Source organism: Streptomyces sp. UNOB3_S3, from assembly GCF_020740895.1.
Classification (GTDB): domain Bacteria; phylum Actinomycetota; class Actinomycetes; order Streptomycetales; family Streptomycetaceae; genus Streptomyces.
The window spans coordinates 1-16,907 of sequence record NZ_JAILXP010000022.1 but is presented as its reverse complement, the minus strand read 5'-3'; the positions used below and the strand labels follow the sequence as shown (position 1 = coordinate 16,907).

The window sequence follows — 16,907 nt, the reverse complement described above, 5'->3', positions numbered from 1 at the left end:
AGGGAGGGCAACCGCAGTGGGGTACGGAGAGAAGCAGAGGGGCGGTCATTACCGCGGCCGTTACTGGATCAGCCCTGGCGACCTCGGCACCGTCAAGGATGAGAACGGCCGGGCGATCCGCTTCAAGACCAAGCGTGAAGCCGCGAAGGCCGCCAACGACATGGAGGCTCTGCTCAGGCAGCAGGTAGCACCGGAGACCATGGTGCCCGTTCTGCCGCAGAGACAGACGGCAGCTGAGTTGCCCTCGCAGCCCCCGCCCGAGCCGGCCAAGCCGACCTTCGGTGAGTACGTGAATCAGTGGTACGCCGACCAGGATCTCGCCCCGTCGACGATGCAGAACTACAGGCGGCACATCGAGGAACACCTTCTTCCCGAGTTCGGGGACAAGGCGTTCGACGAGATCAGCCGACAGGACGTTGAAGCCTGGGCGCGGAAGGAACGGGCGGTGCCGTATGCGGCCAGCAGCGTCAAGACGTGGCGTGGGACGCTCCATCTCATCCTTGCCGACGCCACCGACGAAAAGCTCATCAGCGCCAACCCGGCGGCGAGGCGTCGTGGTCGTGGCCGTCGTGCTGGAAGGTCGCGAGACCGCACTCCTGAGAAGGCGACGACCGATGCCCTCGGCATCCTGCTCATCGGCGAACGAGCGTCCTTGCTCTCGGGCAGGGACGACGAATTCGTGGGCACGGTTACCAAGGGCTACACGGGAGTGCGGTGGGGCGAGCTCGTCGGCCTGGAGAAGGAGTACTGGCGGCCGGACAGCGTGCGGGTCGAATGGCAGTTGTACGAGCTGGACACGGGAGAGCTGGACCGCTGCCCGCCCAAGGACGACTCGTACCGGACTGTCGATAATCCGCGGTTCCTGTCGTCCTTGGTGAACGACCACATCATTCGCACGGACCCGAAGCCGTGCGAGTGTCACGGGCGCACCTACATTTTCCGCGGCTATGGGGCGCCCAACGGCGCGTCCCGTAGATGTGGCGTGAAGCTGGTCGACGTCGCTCGTCTCGCCGGCGTCTCCACCGGCACGGTGTCGAACGTGCTGAACCGTCCTGGAGCAGTGAAGGAGGAGACGCGGCTCAAGGTCGAGGCGGCCATCGCGGAGCTCGGCTACGTCCGCGCCGGCACGCTGGCGGACCATGCGGCTCACTGGCGGAGGTCGGGGTTCTCTACTTGGCTGTTCCAGCCGGCGGTCACCGGCTGGTACCCGAAGAAGGCTCCCCAGGAGGCGCACCCTGTACCGCTGCTGGCGGAGCCGTGGCCGGGGGTGCCGGCCCGGGGGAGGAACGCCTCTGACCGGGCTGAGGCGTGCTGGGTGCCGATCGCGAAGGGTCTGACCCCTCATGGGCTCCGGCACACCAACAAGAAGATCATGAGGCTTCTTCGGACGCCTCCGAAGCTGATGGACGAGCGCCTCGGCCACCTGGACGGCTCGGTGCAGGCTCGGTACGACCATGTCAGTCCCGAGATGCGCCGGGATCTGATGGAGGGGCTCACCGAGGTGTGGGAGGCGGCGCTGGAGGCGAGGCGGGCGATGTGTCCTACATCACCTGTCCGGGCCCTCGATGCGCTGCTGAGGGGTCGCCGGTAGCGGGATCCCGGAGATTCCGCTTTCCAAGATCCACTCCTCGTTTGCTCCTCGTCTGCTCCTCGCAGTCCTTGCGGCGCTCCAGCAAACGACTCAGGCCCGGTCTTCTCTGCGAGAAGACCGGGCCTGAGCTGGTGTTTCACCTGTCGGGGTGGCGGGATTTGAACCCACGACCTCTTCGTCCCGAACGAAGCGCGCTGCCAAGCTGCGCTACACCCCGATGTGCGACCGTTTCCCGTTTTTCTCGGGCTCCGGAGCAACGAGGACTACTTTAGCCGACCGGAGCCCGTAGGTGAAATCCGGTTCCCGAGGACCCGCGCGTGGGGGCGTACGCGGTCGAGGAGGACGAGGGTGAGGGCCAGGCCGTAGAAGGCCAGGCCGAAGGCGACGGCGTTGCCGGCGATGCCGTCGTAGCCGTGGAGATCGACGTCCAGGAAGGGGTACGGATAGCGGCCCTCGGTGCCCGGATCGAGGAGGGCGCCGCGGATCAGGGCGAAGGGGAGGTAGAGGAGGGGGTAGACCAGCCACTGGCCGGCGTGGCGGAGGAGGAAGCCGCCGGGGGCGGTCAGGAGGAGCCAGTCGAGGGCGGCCGCGAGGGGGGTCACGGTGTGGAGGAGGTGGTTGGCGATCGACTCCAGGGGCGTGCGCTGGCTGGTCATGGCGAAGCCGCTGGCGTCGTTCGACAGCACGAAGTGGAAGACGAGACCCGTGATGGAGATGTAGAGCAGCGCGCCACCCGTGATCCGCGGGGAGAGGGCCGGGCGCCCGGTCCAGGCGCGGTGGGCGGACCAGGCGCAGGCGATCGCCAGCAGGATGTTGGACTGGATCGTGAAGTAGCTGAAGAGCCGGCCCAGGTCGCCGGACTCGATCGTGTCCAGGGCGATGCCGGTGAGTGCCGCCAGGGCGGTGAGCGCGCGGAAGGCCGCCGCGACGGGGCGGCGGCCCGCCGGGGCCGCCGCGGGCGCCGGGACGGCCTCCGTATCGGGCAGGTCGGCCGGCGCGGTGGTGGGGGAAGTCGGGTCGGTCATCCCCCCACCGTACGTGTGGGCTCCGGAACGTCCCCCGGTCAGTCGCGGGGGACGAGGGTGAGCAGCGTCGCCTCGGGCGGGCAGGCGAAGCGGACCGGGGTGTAGCGGTTGGTGCCGCAGCCGGCGGAGACGTGGAGGTACGACCGGTGGCCGCCAGCGCGGTGGGTGGAGAGGCCCTTCACCCGGTCGGGGTCGATGTCGCAGTTGGTGACCAGCGCGCCGTAGAAGGGGATGCACAGCTGGCCGCCGTGGGTGTGCCCGGCGAGGATCAGCGGGTAGCGGTCGGCCGTGAAGGCGTCCAGGACGCGCAGGTAGGGGGCGTGGACGACGGCCATGGAGAAGTCGGCGCCCTCCTGCGGGCCGCCGGCCACCCGGTCGTAGCGGTCGCGCTTGATGTGCGGGTCGTCGAGGCCGGTGAGGGCGATCTCCATCCCGTCGATCTTGAGGGAGCCCCGGGTGTTGGTGAGGTTGAGCCAGCCCGCCGTGTCGAAGGCGTCGCGCAGCTCCTCCCAGGGGTTGTGGATCGCGCCGACGATCGGGGCGTTGCCGTTGAGGCCGTGCCGCCCGGTGGTCCGCTCGATGAGGTAGCGGGCGGGGTTGCGCAGCTTCGGGCCGTAGTAGTCGTTGGAGCCGAAGACGTACGCGCCGGGGAAGTTCATCAGCGGGCCGAGCGCGTCGAGGGTCTCGGGCACGCCCTGCGGGTCGGAGAGGTTGTCCCCTGTGTTGATCACGAAGTCGGGGCGCAGCCCGGCGAGCGACTGGAGCCAGCGCTGCTTCTTGCGCTGCCCGCCCACCATGTGGATGTCGGACACCTGGAGCACCCGCAGCGGCCGCATGCCCTGCGGCAGGACGGGCACGGTGACCCGTCGCAGCCGGAAGGAACGGACTTCGAAGCCGGCGGCGTAGGCGAGGCCCGCCGCGCCGATCGCCGTGATTCCCAGGGGTACTCCGTATCGCGCACGCATGTCGTCCATCGTCGCAGACGGCCGGGGGTGCGCCTGCCACGGTGCCGGGCGGGCAAGGGAGTTCATGGGGGAGTCCAAAAGGGAGTTAACGCCGCACAGTCGGCCGGTCGGCCGGTCCGGTGGTGGCGTGTCGTCCGGGCCGGGGGCCGCCCCGCTTGCTGACCCAGCGGCTGACCCGGCGGTTAATGCGGGGCGCGTGAGCGGGTGGGATGCGAAGATTGCGGCATGACCACGCTGAAGTCCAAGCTCCACGACGACCTCACGGCCGCCATCAAGGCGCGCGACGAGCTGCGCTCCTCCACCCTCCGTCTGACGCTGTCCGCCGTCGCCTACGAGGAGACCGCGGGCAAGGAGGCCCGTGAGCTCTCCGACGACGAGGTGCTGAAGGTCATCGTCCGCGAGGCGAAGAAGCGCCGCGAGGCCGCCGAGGCCTTCGACAAGGGCGGCCGCGCCGACTCCGCCGAGCGTGAGCGCGCCGAGGGCGAGGTGCTCTCCGGCTACCTGCCGCAGCAGCTGTCGGACGAGGAGCTCACCGCGATCGTCGCGGCCGCCGTGGCCGAGGCGAAGGCGGCCGGCGCCGAGGGCCCGAAGGCCATGGGCGCCGTGATGAAGATCGTGAAGCCGAAGGTGGGCGACCGCGCCGAGGGCGGCCGCGTCGCCGCCACGGTGAAGAGCCTGCTCGCCGGCTGATCAGCCGAACGGTCGATCAGCTGATCGGCTTATAGGCGTGAGGCCTGTGGGCACAGTGCTTGTGGGCACAGTGCCTGTGGGTACGAAGAAGGGGGCGCCCCGACCGTCACGGTCGGGGCGCCCCCTTCTCGTTGTCCACTACCGCTGCTGCTCGTCCCCGGGGCCGCCGATCACGCCCTGGACCACCGCTCCGGGTGCCGTCGGCGTCTCCGGCTTGCCGCCGCCGGTGGTGTCGCCGGGCTGACCGCCCTGCTGGGCACCCGGCTCGGTGCCGGGCTTGCCGCCCGCACCCGGCTTCCCGCCGCCGGGCTTGCCGTTCGTGCCCGGCTTGCGGCCGCCGCGGCCGTTGCCGCGCTTGTCGTCACCGCCGGAGCCGCCGCCGGAGACCTTGTCGCCGCCCGGCATCGGGACGGTGCCGAAGGTCGGGGCGTCCTTGCCCTCGAGCGCGCCGGTCATGGCGTCGCGCCAGATGGGGCCGGGGGTGTCGGCGCCGTAGACCTTGTCGTGGTAGACGCCGCCGATGGTGATGTTCTCCATCTCGACGCCCTTGGCGCCGGGGCCGCCGACCCAGACCGCGCCGGCCATGTTCGGGGTGTAGCCGACGAACCAGGCCGCCCGGCGCTCGTCCGTCGTACCCGTCTTGCCCGCGCTGTCCCGGCCGCTGAGGCCGGCCTCCTTGCCGGTGCCGTCCTCGACCACGCCCTGGAGCAGGGTGTTGACGGTGTCGGCAGTCTGCTCGGACATCGCCCGCGAGCACTTCGTCTTGGGCACCCGCAGGTTCTTGCCGTCGGGGCCGGTGGCCGACTCGACGATGACGGGGGTGCAGTACGTGCCGTGGTTGGCGAAGGTCGCGTAGGCGGAGGCCATGGTGAGGGGGGAGAGGCCCTCGGTGCCGAGCGCGATCGACGGCACCTGCTCGAACTTGCCGCCGCCGGCGGGCTTGATGCCCAGCTTGTCCGCCATCTTGACCACCGGGCAGACGCCGGTCTCCTCGATCATCTGGATGAAGTAGGTGTTGACCGACTTCGCGGTCGCCTCCTTCATCCCGTACGGGCCGACCTCGCTGCGGTTCTCGTTCTGGACCATCTCGCCGCCGCTGTTCTTCCACGGCTTGCCGCACGTCTCCACCTCGTCCGGATACGGCATCCGGAACGGCGAGGAGTACGTCTTGTACGGCGACACGCCCTGCTCGAGCGCGGCCGCCGCGAGGATCGGCTTGAAGGTCGAGCCCACCTGGAAGCCGTAGTTCGAGCCGCCCATGGCCTTGTCGGCGGAGAGGTTGATCTGCGTCATGTGGTCGCCGAAGCCGTACGGGCGCGACTGGCCCATGCCGAGGATCTTGCCCGTGCCGGGCTGGACGATCGAGACGGCGGTGGCCACCGAGTCGCTCTGGTAGACGTGATCGGTGATCGACTTCTGCACGGACTTCTGCGTCTGCGGGTCGAGGGTGGTGCGGATGACCAGACCGCCCTCGTTCCAGCGCTTGGCCCGGGCCTCCTTCGTCTTGCCGAAGACCGGGTCGTTGAGGAAGGTCTCGCGGACGTAGTCGCAGAAGAAGCCCGCGCCGTTGACGGCGGTGATGCAGCCGCTCTTGGGCCGGCTGACCTTCAGCTCGAGCGGCTTGGCCTGCTCGGCGGCCGCCTGCGCCGGGGTGATGTGCTTCAGCTCGGCCATGCGCTGGAGCACGGTGTTCCGCCGCTTGGTCGACTCCTTGGGGGCGTAGACCGGGTCGTAGCGGCTGGGCGACTGGACGACGCCGGCCAGCAGCGCGGACTCGCCCAGGGTGAGGTCCTTGGCGTGCTTGCTGAAGTAGCGCTGGGAGGCGGCCTCGATCCCGTAGGCCTGCTGCCCGAAGAAAGTGATGTTCAGATAGTTGTTGAGGATGCGGTCCTTGCCGAGTTCCTTCTCGACCTGGATGGCGAACTTCAGCTCCTTGACCTTGCGGCCGATCGTCTGCTGCGTCGCCACGGCGACCTTCTCGGGGTCGTCGCCCGCCTCCTCGACGAAGACGTTCTTGACGTACTGCTGGGTGAGGGTCGAGGCACCCTCGGAGACGCCGCCGGACTGGGCGTTCTTGTTGGCCGCTCGGAGCACGCCCTTGAGGTCGATCGCGCCGTGCTGGTAGTAGCGCGCGTCCTCGATGTCGACGATCGCCTGGCGCATGTAGGGCGAGATGTCGTTCAGCGGCACCACGGTGCGGTCGCGGGAGTAGACCTTCGCTATCTCGCCGCCCTCGGCGTCGAGGATGGTGGTGCGCTGGCTGAGCGGCGGCGTCTTGAGGTTGGCGGGGATCTCGTCGAACCCCTCGACCGTGCCCTTGGCCACCAGGCCGAAAGCGCCGATGCCCGGTAGGGCCAGACCTGCCAGCACCACTCCTGAAAGCACGCTGACACTGAGGAACTTCGCGGCCTGTCGGGCCCTGGAGGGGCCCTCGTCCGAGCACTTCATAGCCATGGGGGGAAGCCTACGTTCTCATTCGGCGGACAGACGCAGGTGTGTTCGCCTACGCTGTTTCACGCCAGTCACGGCGATGCTCCCCCGCATCACCTGCACTCTCACTCTTGTGAGTGATGAGACGTGCCCGTATTGCCGCCTATGCCCCTCATTGTCGGTCGAGGGGTGGGTGGATCACCCCTCTATGGAGGGAATGGTCCGTGATGTCGTCGGCTCACTCCGTTGGGTGATCTGCCGCATACTCATAGTCCGTTCGGGCCATTCAAGATTGGGCCCGAAGGGGGTGTTGCCCCCTGTCCGCCTTCCGTAACGTCCTCAACTGGCAACGGTGAATATGCCGCTGCCGCCGTGGGGGAGCCTCGATTCGGGAGAGGACGGCGCCAGCATGGGCTGGGTAACCGACTGGAGTGCGCAGGCCGCCTGCCGCACGACCGATCCGGATGAACTATTCGTTCAGGGCGCAGCGCAGAACAGGGCGAAGGCGGTCTGCACCGGCTGCCCGGTGCGCACCGAGTGCCTGGCCGACGCGCTGGACAACCGCGTCGAGTTCGGTGTCTGGGGAGGCATGACCGAGCGCGAGCGGCGGGCTCTGCTGCGGCGCCGCCCCACGGTCACGTCGTGGCGCAGGCTCCTGGAGACCGCGCGCACGGAGTACGAGCGGGGCGCCGGCATCCTGCCGCTGGGCGAGCCCGAGTACGACGAGTACGCGGCCGTCGGCTAGCGGGTCGGCCGGCGGGCGGACACACCGCCGTAAGCCGAGCCACGGGCCGACGGTCTTGGGCCGACGGGGCCGGCAGCCCACGGGCCGGCCAGGACGTCCGGCGGGCGCCCCCGCCCACCACGCGCGGAGCGGTGGTGGCAGTACGGCGACGATACGACGGGCAGTACGACGGCGGCGGTACGGGCGCCCGGGGCGGCGCGACCGCCCGCCTGCTCGGCGTGATGCGGTCACCTAGGCGGCGGCTGTGGCGCCGCGCGGTCTCAGCGCGATACGGACGCGCCCTCGTCGGCGTCCCCGGCACCCTCCACGGCGCTGTCGGCACCTTCCGCGCTGGCACCTTCCACGGCACCACTCGCCCGGTCACCTGTCCGGTCACCCGCCCGGTCACCCGTCTGGTCCGCGAGGCGGTCACCGATCGCCCGCAGCCCCGCCAGGTCGTGCACATCGCCGGGCAGCGCGGCGACCTCCGCCACCGGGACCTCGGGGTGCAGCGCGGTGAAGCGGTCGCGCGTGCGCCGCTCGCGCGCGAGCACCTGCATGCGCTCGGCGTGCAGCCGCAGCAGCCCGGCGGCGATCCGTGCCGGGGACGCTGAGGACACAGCGGAACCTGTAGTGGAACCCGTGGAGGAAGCCGTGGCCGCGTCGGCATCCGCGGTGGGATCGGCTTCCCCGGTGGGTCGCGCCACCGACGCGGAGGTCACCGGCGCTGAGGCCACCGAGGCGCTCGCTCCTGCGGACGCGGCGGGCTGGGGGAAGCCGCTCTCGGGAGAGGACGTGTCCGTGGGAGTGAGGGTGCCAGGGTCGCCGGCGGTACGTGAGCCAGCCTGCCCGCTGCCACGATCCACAATGCCGTCGCCGTCAAGATTTTCTGCGTATTCCGGCGACCCTCCCGAGGGCCCTCCCGCCGGGGCGCCGCCGGCGTCCGCCGTCCCGTTCGCGAGCGCCTCCGCCGCGGCGAGGGCGCGTTCCGCCGAGAGCCCGGCCGCACCGCTGCCGTGCACCCGGTTCAGCACCAGCCCGGCCAGCGGCATCCGCTCCGCCGCCAGCCGCTCGACGAAGTAGGCGGCCTCCCGCAGCGCGTCCCGCTCGGGCGCGGCGACGACCAGGAAGGCCGTACCCGGTGCTTGCAGCAGCCGGTAGGTGGCATCGGCGCGGGTACGGAATCCGCCGAACATCGTGTCCATCGCGGCGACGAAGGTCTGTACGTCCCGCAGGAGTTGGGCGCCCATCAGTTTGTTCAGGGGGCCGCTCATCACCGACATGCCCACGCCCAGGAACTTCATCCCGGCCCGGCCGCCGATCTTCGCCGGCGCCATCAGCACCTTGATGAACTTGCCGTCCAGGAACGAGCCCAGCCGGCCCGGCGCGTCCAGGAAGTCCAGTGCCGAACGGCTCGGCGGGGTGTCGACGACGATGAGGTCCCACTCGTCCCGGGCGCGGAGCTGGCCGAGCTTCTCCATGGCCATGTACTCCTGCGTGCCCGCGAAGCCGGCCGACAGGGACTGGTAGAAGGGGTTCTCCAGGATCGCCCGCGCGCGGTCCCCGTCGGCGTGCGCCTCGACTATCTCGTCGAAGGTCCGCTTCATGTCGAGCATCATCGCGTGCAGTTCACCGCCGGCGGAGCCGTCGATTCCGGGCACCCGGCGGGGGACGTTGTCGAGCTCGTCGATGCCCATCGACTGCGCCAGCCGGCGGGCCGGGTCGATGGTGAGGACGACGACCTTCCGGCCGCGTTCGGCCGCGCGCAGGCCCAGGGCCGCCGCGGTCGTTGTCTTGCCGACACCGCCGGAGCCGCAGCACACCACGATGCGGGTGCGCGGGTCGTCCAGGATCGGGTCTATGCCGAGCGGCTCCGCCGCCGGTTCCACGCTCACCCGCTCACTCCCTGTCGCTCGCTCGCCTCTCCCCGCGCGAACTGCTTCCTCAGCTCGCGCGCCATGCGGTACAGCCCCGCCAGGTCCACCCCGTCGCCGAGCAGCTCGAGTTCGTACGTGGGCAGGCCCAGCCGCGCCACGTCCGCACGCCCCCGGTGCTCCAGGGCCAGCCGCTCGGTGTGCTCGCGCGCCTGCCGCAACAGGGGGTCGACGAGCGGTTCGGCGAGCCCCGCGCGCCGTGCGCCACCGGAGCCCGTGCGCTCCAAGGCGTACGCGAGGGCGCGCGCGACCTCCGGGCGCCCGCCGTTGGCCGCGGACTCCACGGCCGTCTCGTCGAGGATCTCGGGCCGCACCATGTTGATCACCACGCCGCCGGCCGGCAGCCCCGCCGCCCGCAGCTCCGCGATGCCGTCCGCGGTCTCCTGGACCGGCATCTCCTCCAGCAGCGTCACGAAGTGCACCGCTGTCTCCGGTGACTTGAGGACGCGCATCACGGCCTGCGCCTGATTGTGGATCGGCCCGATCCGGGCCAGCCCGGCGACCTCGTCGTTGACGTTGAGGAAGCGGGTGACCCGTCCGGTGGGCGGCGCGTCCATGACCACGTAGTCGTAGACGAAGCGGCCCGTGCGGTCCTTCCGGCGCACCGCCTCGCACGCCTTGCCGGTGAGCAGGACGTCCCGCAGCCCCGGCGCGATGGTCGTCGCGAAGTCGATCGCGCCGATCTTCTTCAGTGCCCGGCCGGCGCTGCCGAGCTTGTAGAACATCTGGAGGTAGTCGAGGAGCGCCCGTTCGGCGTCGATGGCGAGCGCGTACACCTCGCCCCCGCCCGGCGCTACGGCGATCTTCCGTTCCTCGTAGGGCAGCGCCTCCGCCTCGAAGAGCTGCGCGATGCCCTGTCTGCCTTCGACCTCGACCAGCAGCGCCCGCTTCCCCTCGGCCGCGAGGGCGAGTGCGAGGGCCGCGGCCACCGTGGTCTTCCCGGTACCGCCCTTGCCGCTGACGACATGGAGCCTGCTCATGATGCGGAGCCTAACCAGTCGCCGTGCGGGCTACGCACGAGGCCGCCGGTATCAGGCATTACAGTCGGGCCCATGACCAAGAAGTGGGAATACGCCACCGTGCCGCTGCTCGTGCACGCGACCAAGCAGATTCTGGACACCTGGGGCGAGGACGGCTGGGAACTGGTCCAGGTCGTGCCGGGGCCGAACAACCCCGAGCAGCTCGTGGCCTACCTCAAGCGGGAGAAGCCGTGAGCACGGTCGAGGACCGGATCGCCGAGCTCGGGCTGACCCTGCCCGACGTCGTGCCGCCGCTGGCCACGTACCAGCCGGCCGTGCGCAGCGGCTCCTACATCCACACCGCGGGCCAGCTGCCGATGGTCGACGGGGCCATTCCCGTGACCGGCAAGGTCGGCGCCGAGGTCAGCCCCGAGCAGGCCAAGGAGCTGGCGGCGCGCTGCGCGCTCAACGGCCTGGCCGCCGTGAAGTCCGTCATCGGCGACCTGGACAAGATCGTCCGGGTGGTCAAGGTGGTCGGCTTCGTGGCCTCCGCGCCGGACTTCACCGGCCAGCCGGGCGTCCTCAACGGCGCCAGCGAGCTGCTGGGCGAGATCCTGGGCGAGAAGGGCGTGCACGCCCGCTCGGCCGTGGGCGTGGCGGTGCTGCCGCTGGACGCCCCCGTCGAGGTCGAGTTCCTCGTCGAGGTCCGGGACTGAGCCGAGGTCCGGGACTGATCGCCCCTCTCGAACATCCGGGCGTGAGCGCATAGCATCCGGCCATGTCGACTTCGAACGGCCAGTGGTACCCGCCGGAGTGGCCGGACCGGATCAGAGCGCTCACCCGGGGCGAGCTCCGGCCCGTGGCACCGCGCCGTGCCGCCACCGTCCTGTTGCTGCGCGCCCGGGAGGGCGGGCTCGCCGTTCACATGCTGCGCCGACGCGCCTCCATGGCTTTCGCCGGAGGCGCGTACGCGTATCCGGGGGGCTCCGTCGACCCGCGCGACGAGCGCGACGTGCCCTGGGCCGGTCCGGCCCCCGCGGAGTGGGCCCGGCGGCTGGGGACCGACGCCGCCGGGGCACAGGCCATCGTCTGCGCCGCCGTCCGCGAGACCTTCGAGGAGGCGGGCGTGTTGCTGGCCGGCCCCGCCCCGGACACGGTCGTCGCGGACACCACGGGGGAGGACTGGGAGGCCGACCGGGCGGCGCTGGTCAGCCGTGAGCTGTCGTTCGCCGCGCTCCTGGAGCGGCGCGGCCTGGTCCTGCGCAGCGATCTGCTGGGGGCGTGGGCGCGCTGGATCACCCCGGAGTTCGAGCCGCGCCGCTACGACACGTGGTTCTTCGTCGCCGCGCTTCCCGAAGGGCAGCGCACCCGCAATGCCTCCACGGAGGCCGACCGCACCGTCTGGACCGCCCCCGCCGAGGCGGCGGCCGGCTACGACAGGGGCGAGCTGATGATGATGCCGCCGACCATCTCCACGCTGCGTTCGCTCGGCCCCTACGGCACCGTCGGCGAGGTACTGGCCGCCTCGGGTGACCGGGATCTCACGCCCGTACTGGCGCGTGCGCGGCTCGTCGGGGAAGAGATCGTGCTGAGCTGGCCGGGCCACGACGAGTTCACCAAACACGTCGCCGCCAAACATGACACCGAGCACATCGCCCCTGGACCCTCGGGAGCCGACGCATGACGCACACGACCGATCTGCCCGGACGGCCGCGCCCCGGCGCCATCGGCGGCCCCGCGACCGCCCGGGCGACCTGTGTGCTCGCGCCCAACCCGTCCGCGATGACGCTGGACGGCACCAACACCTGGATCCTGGCCGAGCCCGGCTCGGACCTGGCCGTCGTGGTCGATCCGGGTCCGGCGGACGAGACCCATCTGCGGAGGGTCGTCGAGGTGGCCGAGGGGGCGGGGCTGCGCGTCGCCCTGACGCTGCTGACGCACGGCCACGCCGACCACTCCGGCGGCGCGGCCCGGTTCGCGGAGCTGACGGGCACCAAGGTGCGGGCCCTGGACCCGGCGCTGCGGCTGGGCGGCGAGGGGCTCGGCGTGGGCGACGTCATCACGACGGGCGGGCTGGAGCTGCACGTGATCTCCACGCCCGGCCACACGGCCGACTCCCTCTGCTTCCATCTGCCGGCGGACGACGCGGTCCTCACGGGTGACACGGTGCTGGGCCGGGGCACGACGATCGTGGCGCACCCGGACGGCCGGCTCGGCGACTACCTCGACTCGCTGCGGCGGCTGCGCGCGCTCGCGGTCGACGAGGGCGCGCGGACGGTGCTGCCGGGGCACGGCCCGGTCCTCGACGACGCCCAGGGCGTCGTCGAGTACTACCTCGCGCACCGGGCCAAGCGGCTCGCCCAGGTGGAGACGGCCGTCGAGAACGGCCACCGCACGGCGGAGGAGGTCGTCGCGACCGTGTACGCGGATGTCGACCCCGCGCTGTGGCCGGCGGCCGAGCTCTCGGTACGGGCGCAGCTGGACTACCTGGACGAGCACGGGCTGATCTGACGGGCACGGGCCTATCCGGCAGGCGTCCGGAAAACGGCAAGGCGGGGCTGTGTGGGGTGCGCATCGCACCCCACACAGCCCCGCCTTGTAGTCGTTGCTGTCGTGGCCCCGCGTCAGCGGGAGCGCTTGGCGAGGCGCTCGACGTCCAGCAGGATCACGGCGCGGGCCTCCAGGCGGAGCCAGCCGCGGCCCGCGAAGTCCGCGAGGGCCTTGTTGACGGTCTCACGGGAGGCGCCGACCAGCTGGGCCAGCTCCTCCTGGGTGAGGTCGTGCACGACGTGGATGCCCTCTTCGGACTGGACGCCGAAGCGGCGCGACAGGTCGAGCAGGGCCTTGGCGACACGGCCGGGGACGTCGGAGAAGACGAGGTCCGACATCGAGTCGTTGGTGCGGCGCAGCCGGCGGGCGACGGCGCGCAGCAGGGCGGTGGCCACCTCGGGCCGGGCGTTGAGCCAGGGCTGGAGGTCGCCGTGGCCGAGGCCGAGCAGCTTGACCTCGGTGAGCGCGGTCGCGGTGGCGGTGCGCGGGCCCGGGTCGAAGAGGGACAGCTCGCCGATCAGCTCGCCGGGGCCGAGGACCGCCAGCATGTTCTCGCGGCCGTCGGGCGAGGTGCGGTGGAGCTTCACCTTGCCCTCGGTCACCACGTAGAGGCGGTCGCCGGGGTCCCCTTCGTGGAACAGGGCGTCGCCCCTCGCGAGGGTGACCTCGCCCATGGAGGCGCGCAGCTCAGCGGCCTGCTCGTCATCGAGCGCCGCGAAGAGCGGGGCGCGCCGCAGAACGTCGTCCACGAGTTCTCTCCTTGTCGACATGCACAGAGGACCGTGGTCCCCATGATGCCCGTCGGTAAAACTGTGTGATCAAACACAAGTGTGGCGCATCGTCGCCCGGAGCCCTACGGCAGGGGTCCGATTGGGCTGTGGTTTTCCTGCGGTCGGGGCGGATGTCAGTGCTGGGCTTTAGTCTGGCCGGGTGTCCAATACGCCGGTGAGAGCACAGGGCAAGGGGGCCGGAAGGGTGAGCGCGGCCCGTGATTCCGCTGTGGGCGAACGCCCCGCCGCGAAGAAGACGAAATCCGCAAAAACGAACAAATCCCCGGCGGTCGCGAAGGCCGGGTCGATGACCGGGCCGAAGGCCGCGTCGAAGACCGAGTCGCGGACCGCGCTGGTGCGCCGCGCCCGCCGGATCAACCGTGAGCTCGCCGAGGTCTATCCGTACGCCCACCCCGAGCTGGACTTCGAGAATCCGTTCCAGCTCCTGGTCGCCACGGTCCTCTCCGCCCAGACCACCGACCTGAGGGTCAACCAGACCACCCCCGCGCTCTTCGCCGCCTACCCCACGCCCGAGGACATGGCGGCCGCCGACCCCGAGACGCTGGAGCAGCTGATCCGGCCGACCGGCTTCTTCCGGGCCAAGGCCAAGTCCCTGATAGGCCTCTCCGCCGCCCTCCGCGACCGCTTCGGCGGCGAGGTGCCCGGCCGGCTGGAGGATCTGGTCACGCTGCCCGGCGTCGGCCGCAAGACCGCCAACGTCGTCCTGGGCAACGCGTTCGGAGTACCCGGCGTCACTGTCGACACCCACTTCGGCCGGCTCGTCCGCCGCTGGAAGTGGACCGACGCGGAGGACCCGGAGAAGGTCGAGGCGGAGGTCTGCTCCCTCTTCCCCAAGAGCGAGTGGACGATGCTGTCGCATCGCGTGATCTTCCACGGCCGCCGCGTCTGCCACTCCCGCAAGCCCGCCTGCGGCGCCTGCCCGATCGCCCCGCTCTGCCCGTCGTACGGAGAGGGCGAGACGGACCCGGAGAAGGCGAAGAAGCTGCTCAAGTACGAGATGGGCGGGCGGCCGGGCCAGCGCCTCAAGCCCCCGGCGGACTATCCGGGCCTGCCCGCGAGCCCTCTGGGAGCCGAGTGACCGAGCGTACGCCGCACAACCGCAAGGCGCGGGACCGCGCCCCGCAGGACCGGGGCGCGGCCGAGGAACACCGGGGGAGACGGATGACGAGCACGTACGGCGCGGGGACGACCGGGGAGACCGGGATCGCGGGGGCCGGTGCGGTCACCGTCACCGCCCGGGGGCTGCCGGAGTGGCTGGAGCCGGTGGAGCGCGCCGCGCGCACCGTGGAGCCGCGGCAGCTCAGCCGGTTCCTCCCGCCGGAGGAGGGCGGGCGGCAGTCCGCCGTGCTCATCCTCTTCGGCGAGGGCGCGCAGGGCCCCGAGCTGCTGCTCCTGGAGCGGGCCGGCGGACTGCGCTCGCACGCCGGGCAGCCGTCGTTCCCCGGTGGCGCCCTCGACCCCGAGGACGGCGACCCCGACGGTGACGGCCCGGTGCGGGCCGCGCTGCGCGAGGCCGAGGAGGAGACCGGGCTCGACCCGTCCGGGGTGCAGGTCTTCGGCGTGCTGCCCCGGCTCTACATCCCGGTGAGCGGCTTCGTCGTCACGCCCGTCCTGGGCTGGTGGCGCGAGCCCAGCCCCGTCGCCCCGGTCTCCCCGCTGGAGACCGCCCGCGTCTTCACCGTCCCGGTCTCCCACCTCACCGACCCCGCGCACCGCGCCATGGCCGTCCACCCCAGCGGCCACCGCGGCCCCGCCTTCCGGGTGGGCCCCGCCCTGGTGTGGGGTTTCACGGCCGGAGTGATCGACCGGATCCTCCACTACGCGGGGTGGGAGCGGCCCTGGGACCGCGATCGGGAGGTCCCGCTGGACCGGCACTCCTGACGGGCATGAGACGGTGGCCCTCCGCCGGCCACGACGACACATCAATGCGAGGCATCTTTCGGTGAACGTGCTGGACATCGTGCTGCTGGTGGCCGCCGTGTGGTTCGCGGTCATCGGCTACCGCCAGGGGTTCGTCGTCGGCGTGCTCTCGGTGATCGGATTCCTCGGCGGCGGTCTGGCCGCCGTCTACGCGCTGCCCGTCATCTGGGACAGCGCCACCGACGACGCCGAGCCGGGCACGATCGCGGCCGTCGCGGCCGTCGCCATCGTCATCCTCTGCGCCTCCGTGGGCCAGGCCGCCACCACCCACCTCGGCAACAAGCTGCGCCGCCACATCACCTGGTCCCCGGCCCGCGCGCTGGACGCCACCGGCGGCGCCGTCGTCAACGTCGCCGCCATGCTGCTGGTCGCCTGGCTGATCGGCTCCGCCCTCGCCGGTACGACCCTGCCAACACTGGGCCGGGAGGTCCGCGGCTCCAAGGTGCTGCTCGGCGTGGCCCGGGTGGTGCCCCCGCAGACCAACACCTGGTTCGCCGACTTCAGCACCGTCCTCGCGCAGAACGGCTTCCCACAGGTCTTCGCGCCGTTCTCCGCCGAGCCCATCACCTCCGTGCCCGCCCCCGATCCCAGGCTCGCGGGCGGCCCCGTCGCCACCGAGGCCCAGCGCAGCATCGTCAAGGTCGTGGGCAACGCGCCCAGCTGCGGCAAGGTCCTGGAGGGCACCGGCTTCGTCTTCGCGCCGCACCGGGTCATGACCAACGCCCATGTGGTGGGCGGGGTCGACGAGCCCACCGTGCAGGTCGGCGGCAAGGGCCGGCTCCACGACGCGCGCGTGGTCCTCTACGACTGGAAGCGCGACATCGCCGTCCTCGACGTGCCCTCGCTGGAGGCGCCCGAGCTGTCCTTCGCCCAGGGCGACGCGGAGACGGGCAAGAGCGCCATTGTCGCGGGCTTCCCGGAGAACGGGGCGTACGACGTGCGCGCGGCCCGTGTCCGCAGCCGGGTCCAGGCCAACGGCCCCGACATCTACCACCGCGGCAACGTCCGCCGCGACGTCTACTCCCTCTACGCCACCGTCCGGCAGGGCAACTCCGGCGGCCCGCTGCTCACCCCGGACGGCGAGGTCTACGGTGTGGTCTTCGCCAAGTCCCTCGACGACGCCGACACCGGCTACGCGCTGACCGCGGACGAGGTCCACCAGGACGTCGTGGACGGCCGTACGGCGACCGGCAGGGTCAACACCCAGGGTTGCGCCCTCTGAGGCCGTGAGGCCGCGTACGACGGTGAGGCCGCGTACGACTGTGAGGCCGCGTACGACGGCGGGGCGGTGGGGCGGTCCCGTGGGGCCTGCGCGCGGTGTGCGCGGG

General features: G+C 71.4%; 16 protein-coding genes and 1 tRNA gene. 10 read left to right on the top strand and 7 right to left on the bottom strand.

Going from position 1 to position 16,907, the window contains the following annotated elements; translation table 11 throughout:
* The first annotated feature begins 16 nt into the window (after positions 1–16).
* Complete coding sequence (locus K6I33_RS04320; RefSeq protein WP_229348333.1) at positions 17–1,591, top strand: LacI family DNA-binding transcriptional regulator; 1,575 nt, start codon at positions 17–19, stop codon at positions 1,589–1,591.
* Between the two features lie 143 nt (positions 1,592–1,734).
* On the opposite strand, the gene K6I33_RS04315 is transcribed toward K6I33_RS04320, so the two are convergent.
* The 3 genes from K6I33_RS04315 to K6I33_RS04305 all read right to left on the bottom strand — a co-directional run bounded on the left by K6I33_RS04315 (position 1,735) and on the right by K6I33_RS04305 (position 3,581).
* Positions 1,735–1,808 (bottom strand) — tRNA-Pro (locus K6I33_RS04315).
* Between the two features lie 46 nt (positions 1,809–1,854).
* Positions 1,855–2,616, bottom strand: coding sequence for a Pr6Pr family membrane protein (locus K6I33_RS04310; protein ID WP_229348332.1), 762 nt, complete (start codon positions 2,614–2,616; stop codon positions 1,855–1,857).
* 38 nt (positions 2,617–2,654) lie between these two features.
* A complete protein-coding gene (locus K6I33_RS04305) occupies positions 2,655–3,581 on the bottom strand; it encodes a metallophosphoesterase (protein WP_229348331.1) in 927 nt (308 codons plus the stop codon).
* 225 nt (positions 3,582–3,806) lie between these two features.
* Between K6I33_RS04305 and K6I33_RS04300 the strand changes: the two genes are divergently transcribed.
* On the top strand, positions 3,807–4,271 hold the full coding sequence (locus K6I33_RS04300) for a GatB/YqeY domain-containing protein (RefSeq protein ID WP_229348330.1): 465 nt from the start codon (positions 3,807–3,809) through the stop codon (positions 4,269–4,271).
* A 138-nt stretch (positions 4,272–4,409) separates the two neighbouring features.
* Here the strand turns inward: K6I33_RS04300 and K6I33_RS04295 are convergent, their stop codons facing one another.
* The gene (locus tag K6I33_RS04295) at positions 4,410–6,725 is read right to left on the bottom strand and encodes a transglycosylase domain-containing protein (RefSeq protein WP_229348329.1); all 2,316 of its coding nucleotides are present in this window, start codon (positions 6,723–6,725) and stop codon (positions 4,410–4,412) included.
* Between the two features lie 385 nt (positions 6,726–7,110).
* On the opposite strand from K6I33_RS04295, the gene K6I33_RS04290 reads away from it, so the two are divergent.
* Positions 7,111–7,446 (top strand): WhiB family transcriptional regulator, encoded by a 336-nt coding sequence (locus K6I33_RS04290; RefSeq protein WP_189455966.1) that lies wholly within the window; start codon positions 7,111–7,113, stop codon positions 7,444–7,446.
* A 260-nt stretch (positions 7,447–7,706) separates the two neighbouring features.
* Here the strand turns inward: K6I33_RS04290 and K6I33_RS04285 are convergent, their stop codons facing one another.
* Positions 7,707–9,320, bottom strand: a complete 1,614-nt coding sequence (locus K6I33_RS04285) for an ArsA family ATPase (RefSeq protein ID WP_229348328.1) — start codon at positions 9,318–9,320, stop codon at positions 7,707–7,709.
* Positions 9,317–10,339: an ArsA-related P-loop ATPase gene (locus K6I33_RS04280; protein ID WP_229348327.1), complete on the bottom strand. Its 1,023-nt coding sequence runs from the start codon at positions 10,337–10,339 to the stop codon at positions 9,317–9,319. Before K6I33_RS04280 ends, K6I33_RS04285 begins: the two co-directional genes overlap by 4 nt.
* Before the next feature lie 72 nt (positions 10,340–10,411).
* Here K6I33_RS04280 and K6I33_RS04275 point away from each other — a divergent pair, with 72 nt between their 5' ends.
* The 4 genes from K6I33_RS04275 (at position 10,412) to K6I33_RS04260 (ending at position 12,829) form a co-directional block, all read left to right on the top strand.
* Positions 10,412–10,573 (top strand): DUF4177 domain-containing protein, encoded by a 162-nt coding sequence (locus K6I33_RS04275; protein WP_229348326.1) that lies wholly within the window; start codon positions 10,412–10,414, stop codon positions 10,571–10,573.
* Positions 10,570–11,034 carry a RidA family protein gene (locus K6I33_RS04270; protein ID WP_229348325.1) on the top strand — a complete coding sequence of 155 codons (465 nt, stop codon included), beginning with the start codon at positions 10,570–10,572 and terminating at the stop codon, positions 11,032–11,034. The genes K6I33_RS04275 and K6I33_RS04270 overlap by 4 nt, the downstream gene beginning before the upstream one ends.
* 62 nt (positions 11,035–11,096) lie before the next feature.
* The gene (locus K6I33_RS04265; RefSeq protein WP_229348324.1) at positions 11,097–12,002 is read left to right on the top strand and encodes an NUDIX hydrolase; all 906 of its coding nucleotides are present in this window, start codon (positions 11,097–11,099) and stop codon (positions 12,000–12,002) included.
* Positions 11,999–12,829 carry an MBL fold metallo-hydrolase gene (locus tag K6I33_RS04260; RefSeq protein ID WP_229348323.1) on the top strand — a complete coding sequence of 277 codons (831 nt, stop codon included), beginning with the start codon at positions 11,999–12,001 and terminating at the stop codon, positions 12,827–12,829. Before K6I33_RS04265 ends, K6I33_RS04260 begins: the two co-directional genes overlap by 4 nt.
* Before the next feature lie 113 nt (positions 12,830–12,942).
* Here the strand turns inward: K6I33_RS04260 and K6I33_RS04255 are convergent, their stop codons facing one another.
* A complete protein-coding gene (locus K6I33_RS04255) occupies positions 12,943–13,617 on the bottom strand; it encodes a Crp/Fnr family transcriptional regulator (RefSeq protein WP_004939715.1) in 675 nt (224 codons plus the stop codon).
* 226 nt (positions 13,618–13,843) lie between these two features.
* Here K6I33_RS04255 and nth point away from each other — a divergent pair, with 226 nt between their 5' ends.
* From nth to K6I33_RS04240, 3 genes are all read left to right on the top strand, one after another.
* Entirely contained in the window at positions 13,844–14,737 is an 894-nt protein-coding gene (gene nth, locus K6I33_RS04250; RefSeq protein ID WP_374283283.1) for an endonuclease III, read from the top strand.
* 83 nt (positions 14,738–14,820) lie between these two features.
* Positions 14,821–15,540, top strand: a complete 720-nt coding sequence (locus K6I33_RS04245; RefSeq protein ID WP_229348351.1) for a CoA pyrophosphatase — start codon at positions 14,821–14,823, stop codon at positions 15,538–15,540.
* A gap of 61 nt (positions 15,541–15,601) precedes the next feature.
* Positions 15,602–16,801 carry a MarP family serine protease gene (locus tag K6I33_RS04240; protein WP_229348322.1) on the top strand — a complete coding sequence of 400 codons (1,200 nt, stop codon included), beginning with the start codon at positions 15,602–15,604 and terminating at the stop codon, positions 16,799–16,801.
* Positions 16,802–16,907 lie beyond the last annotated feature (106 nt).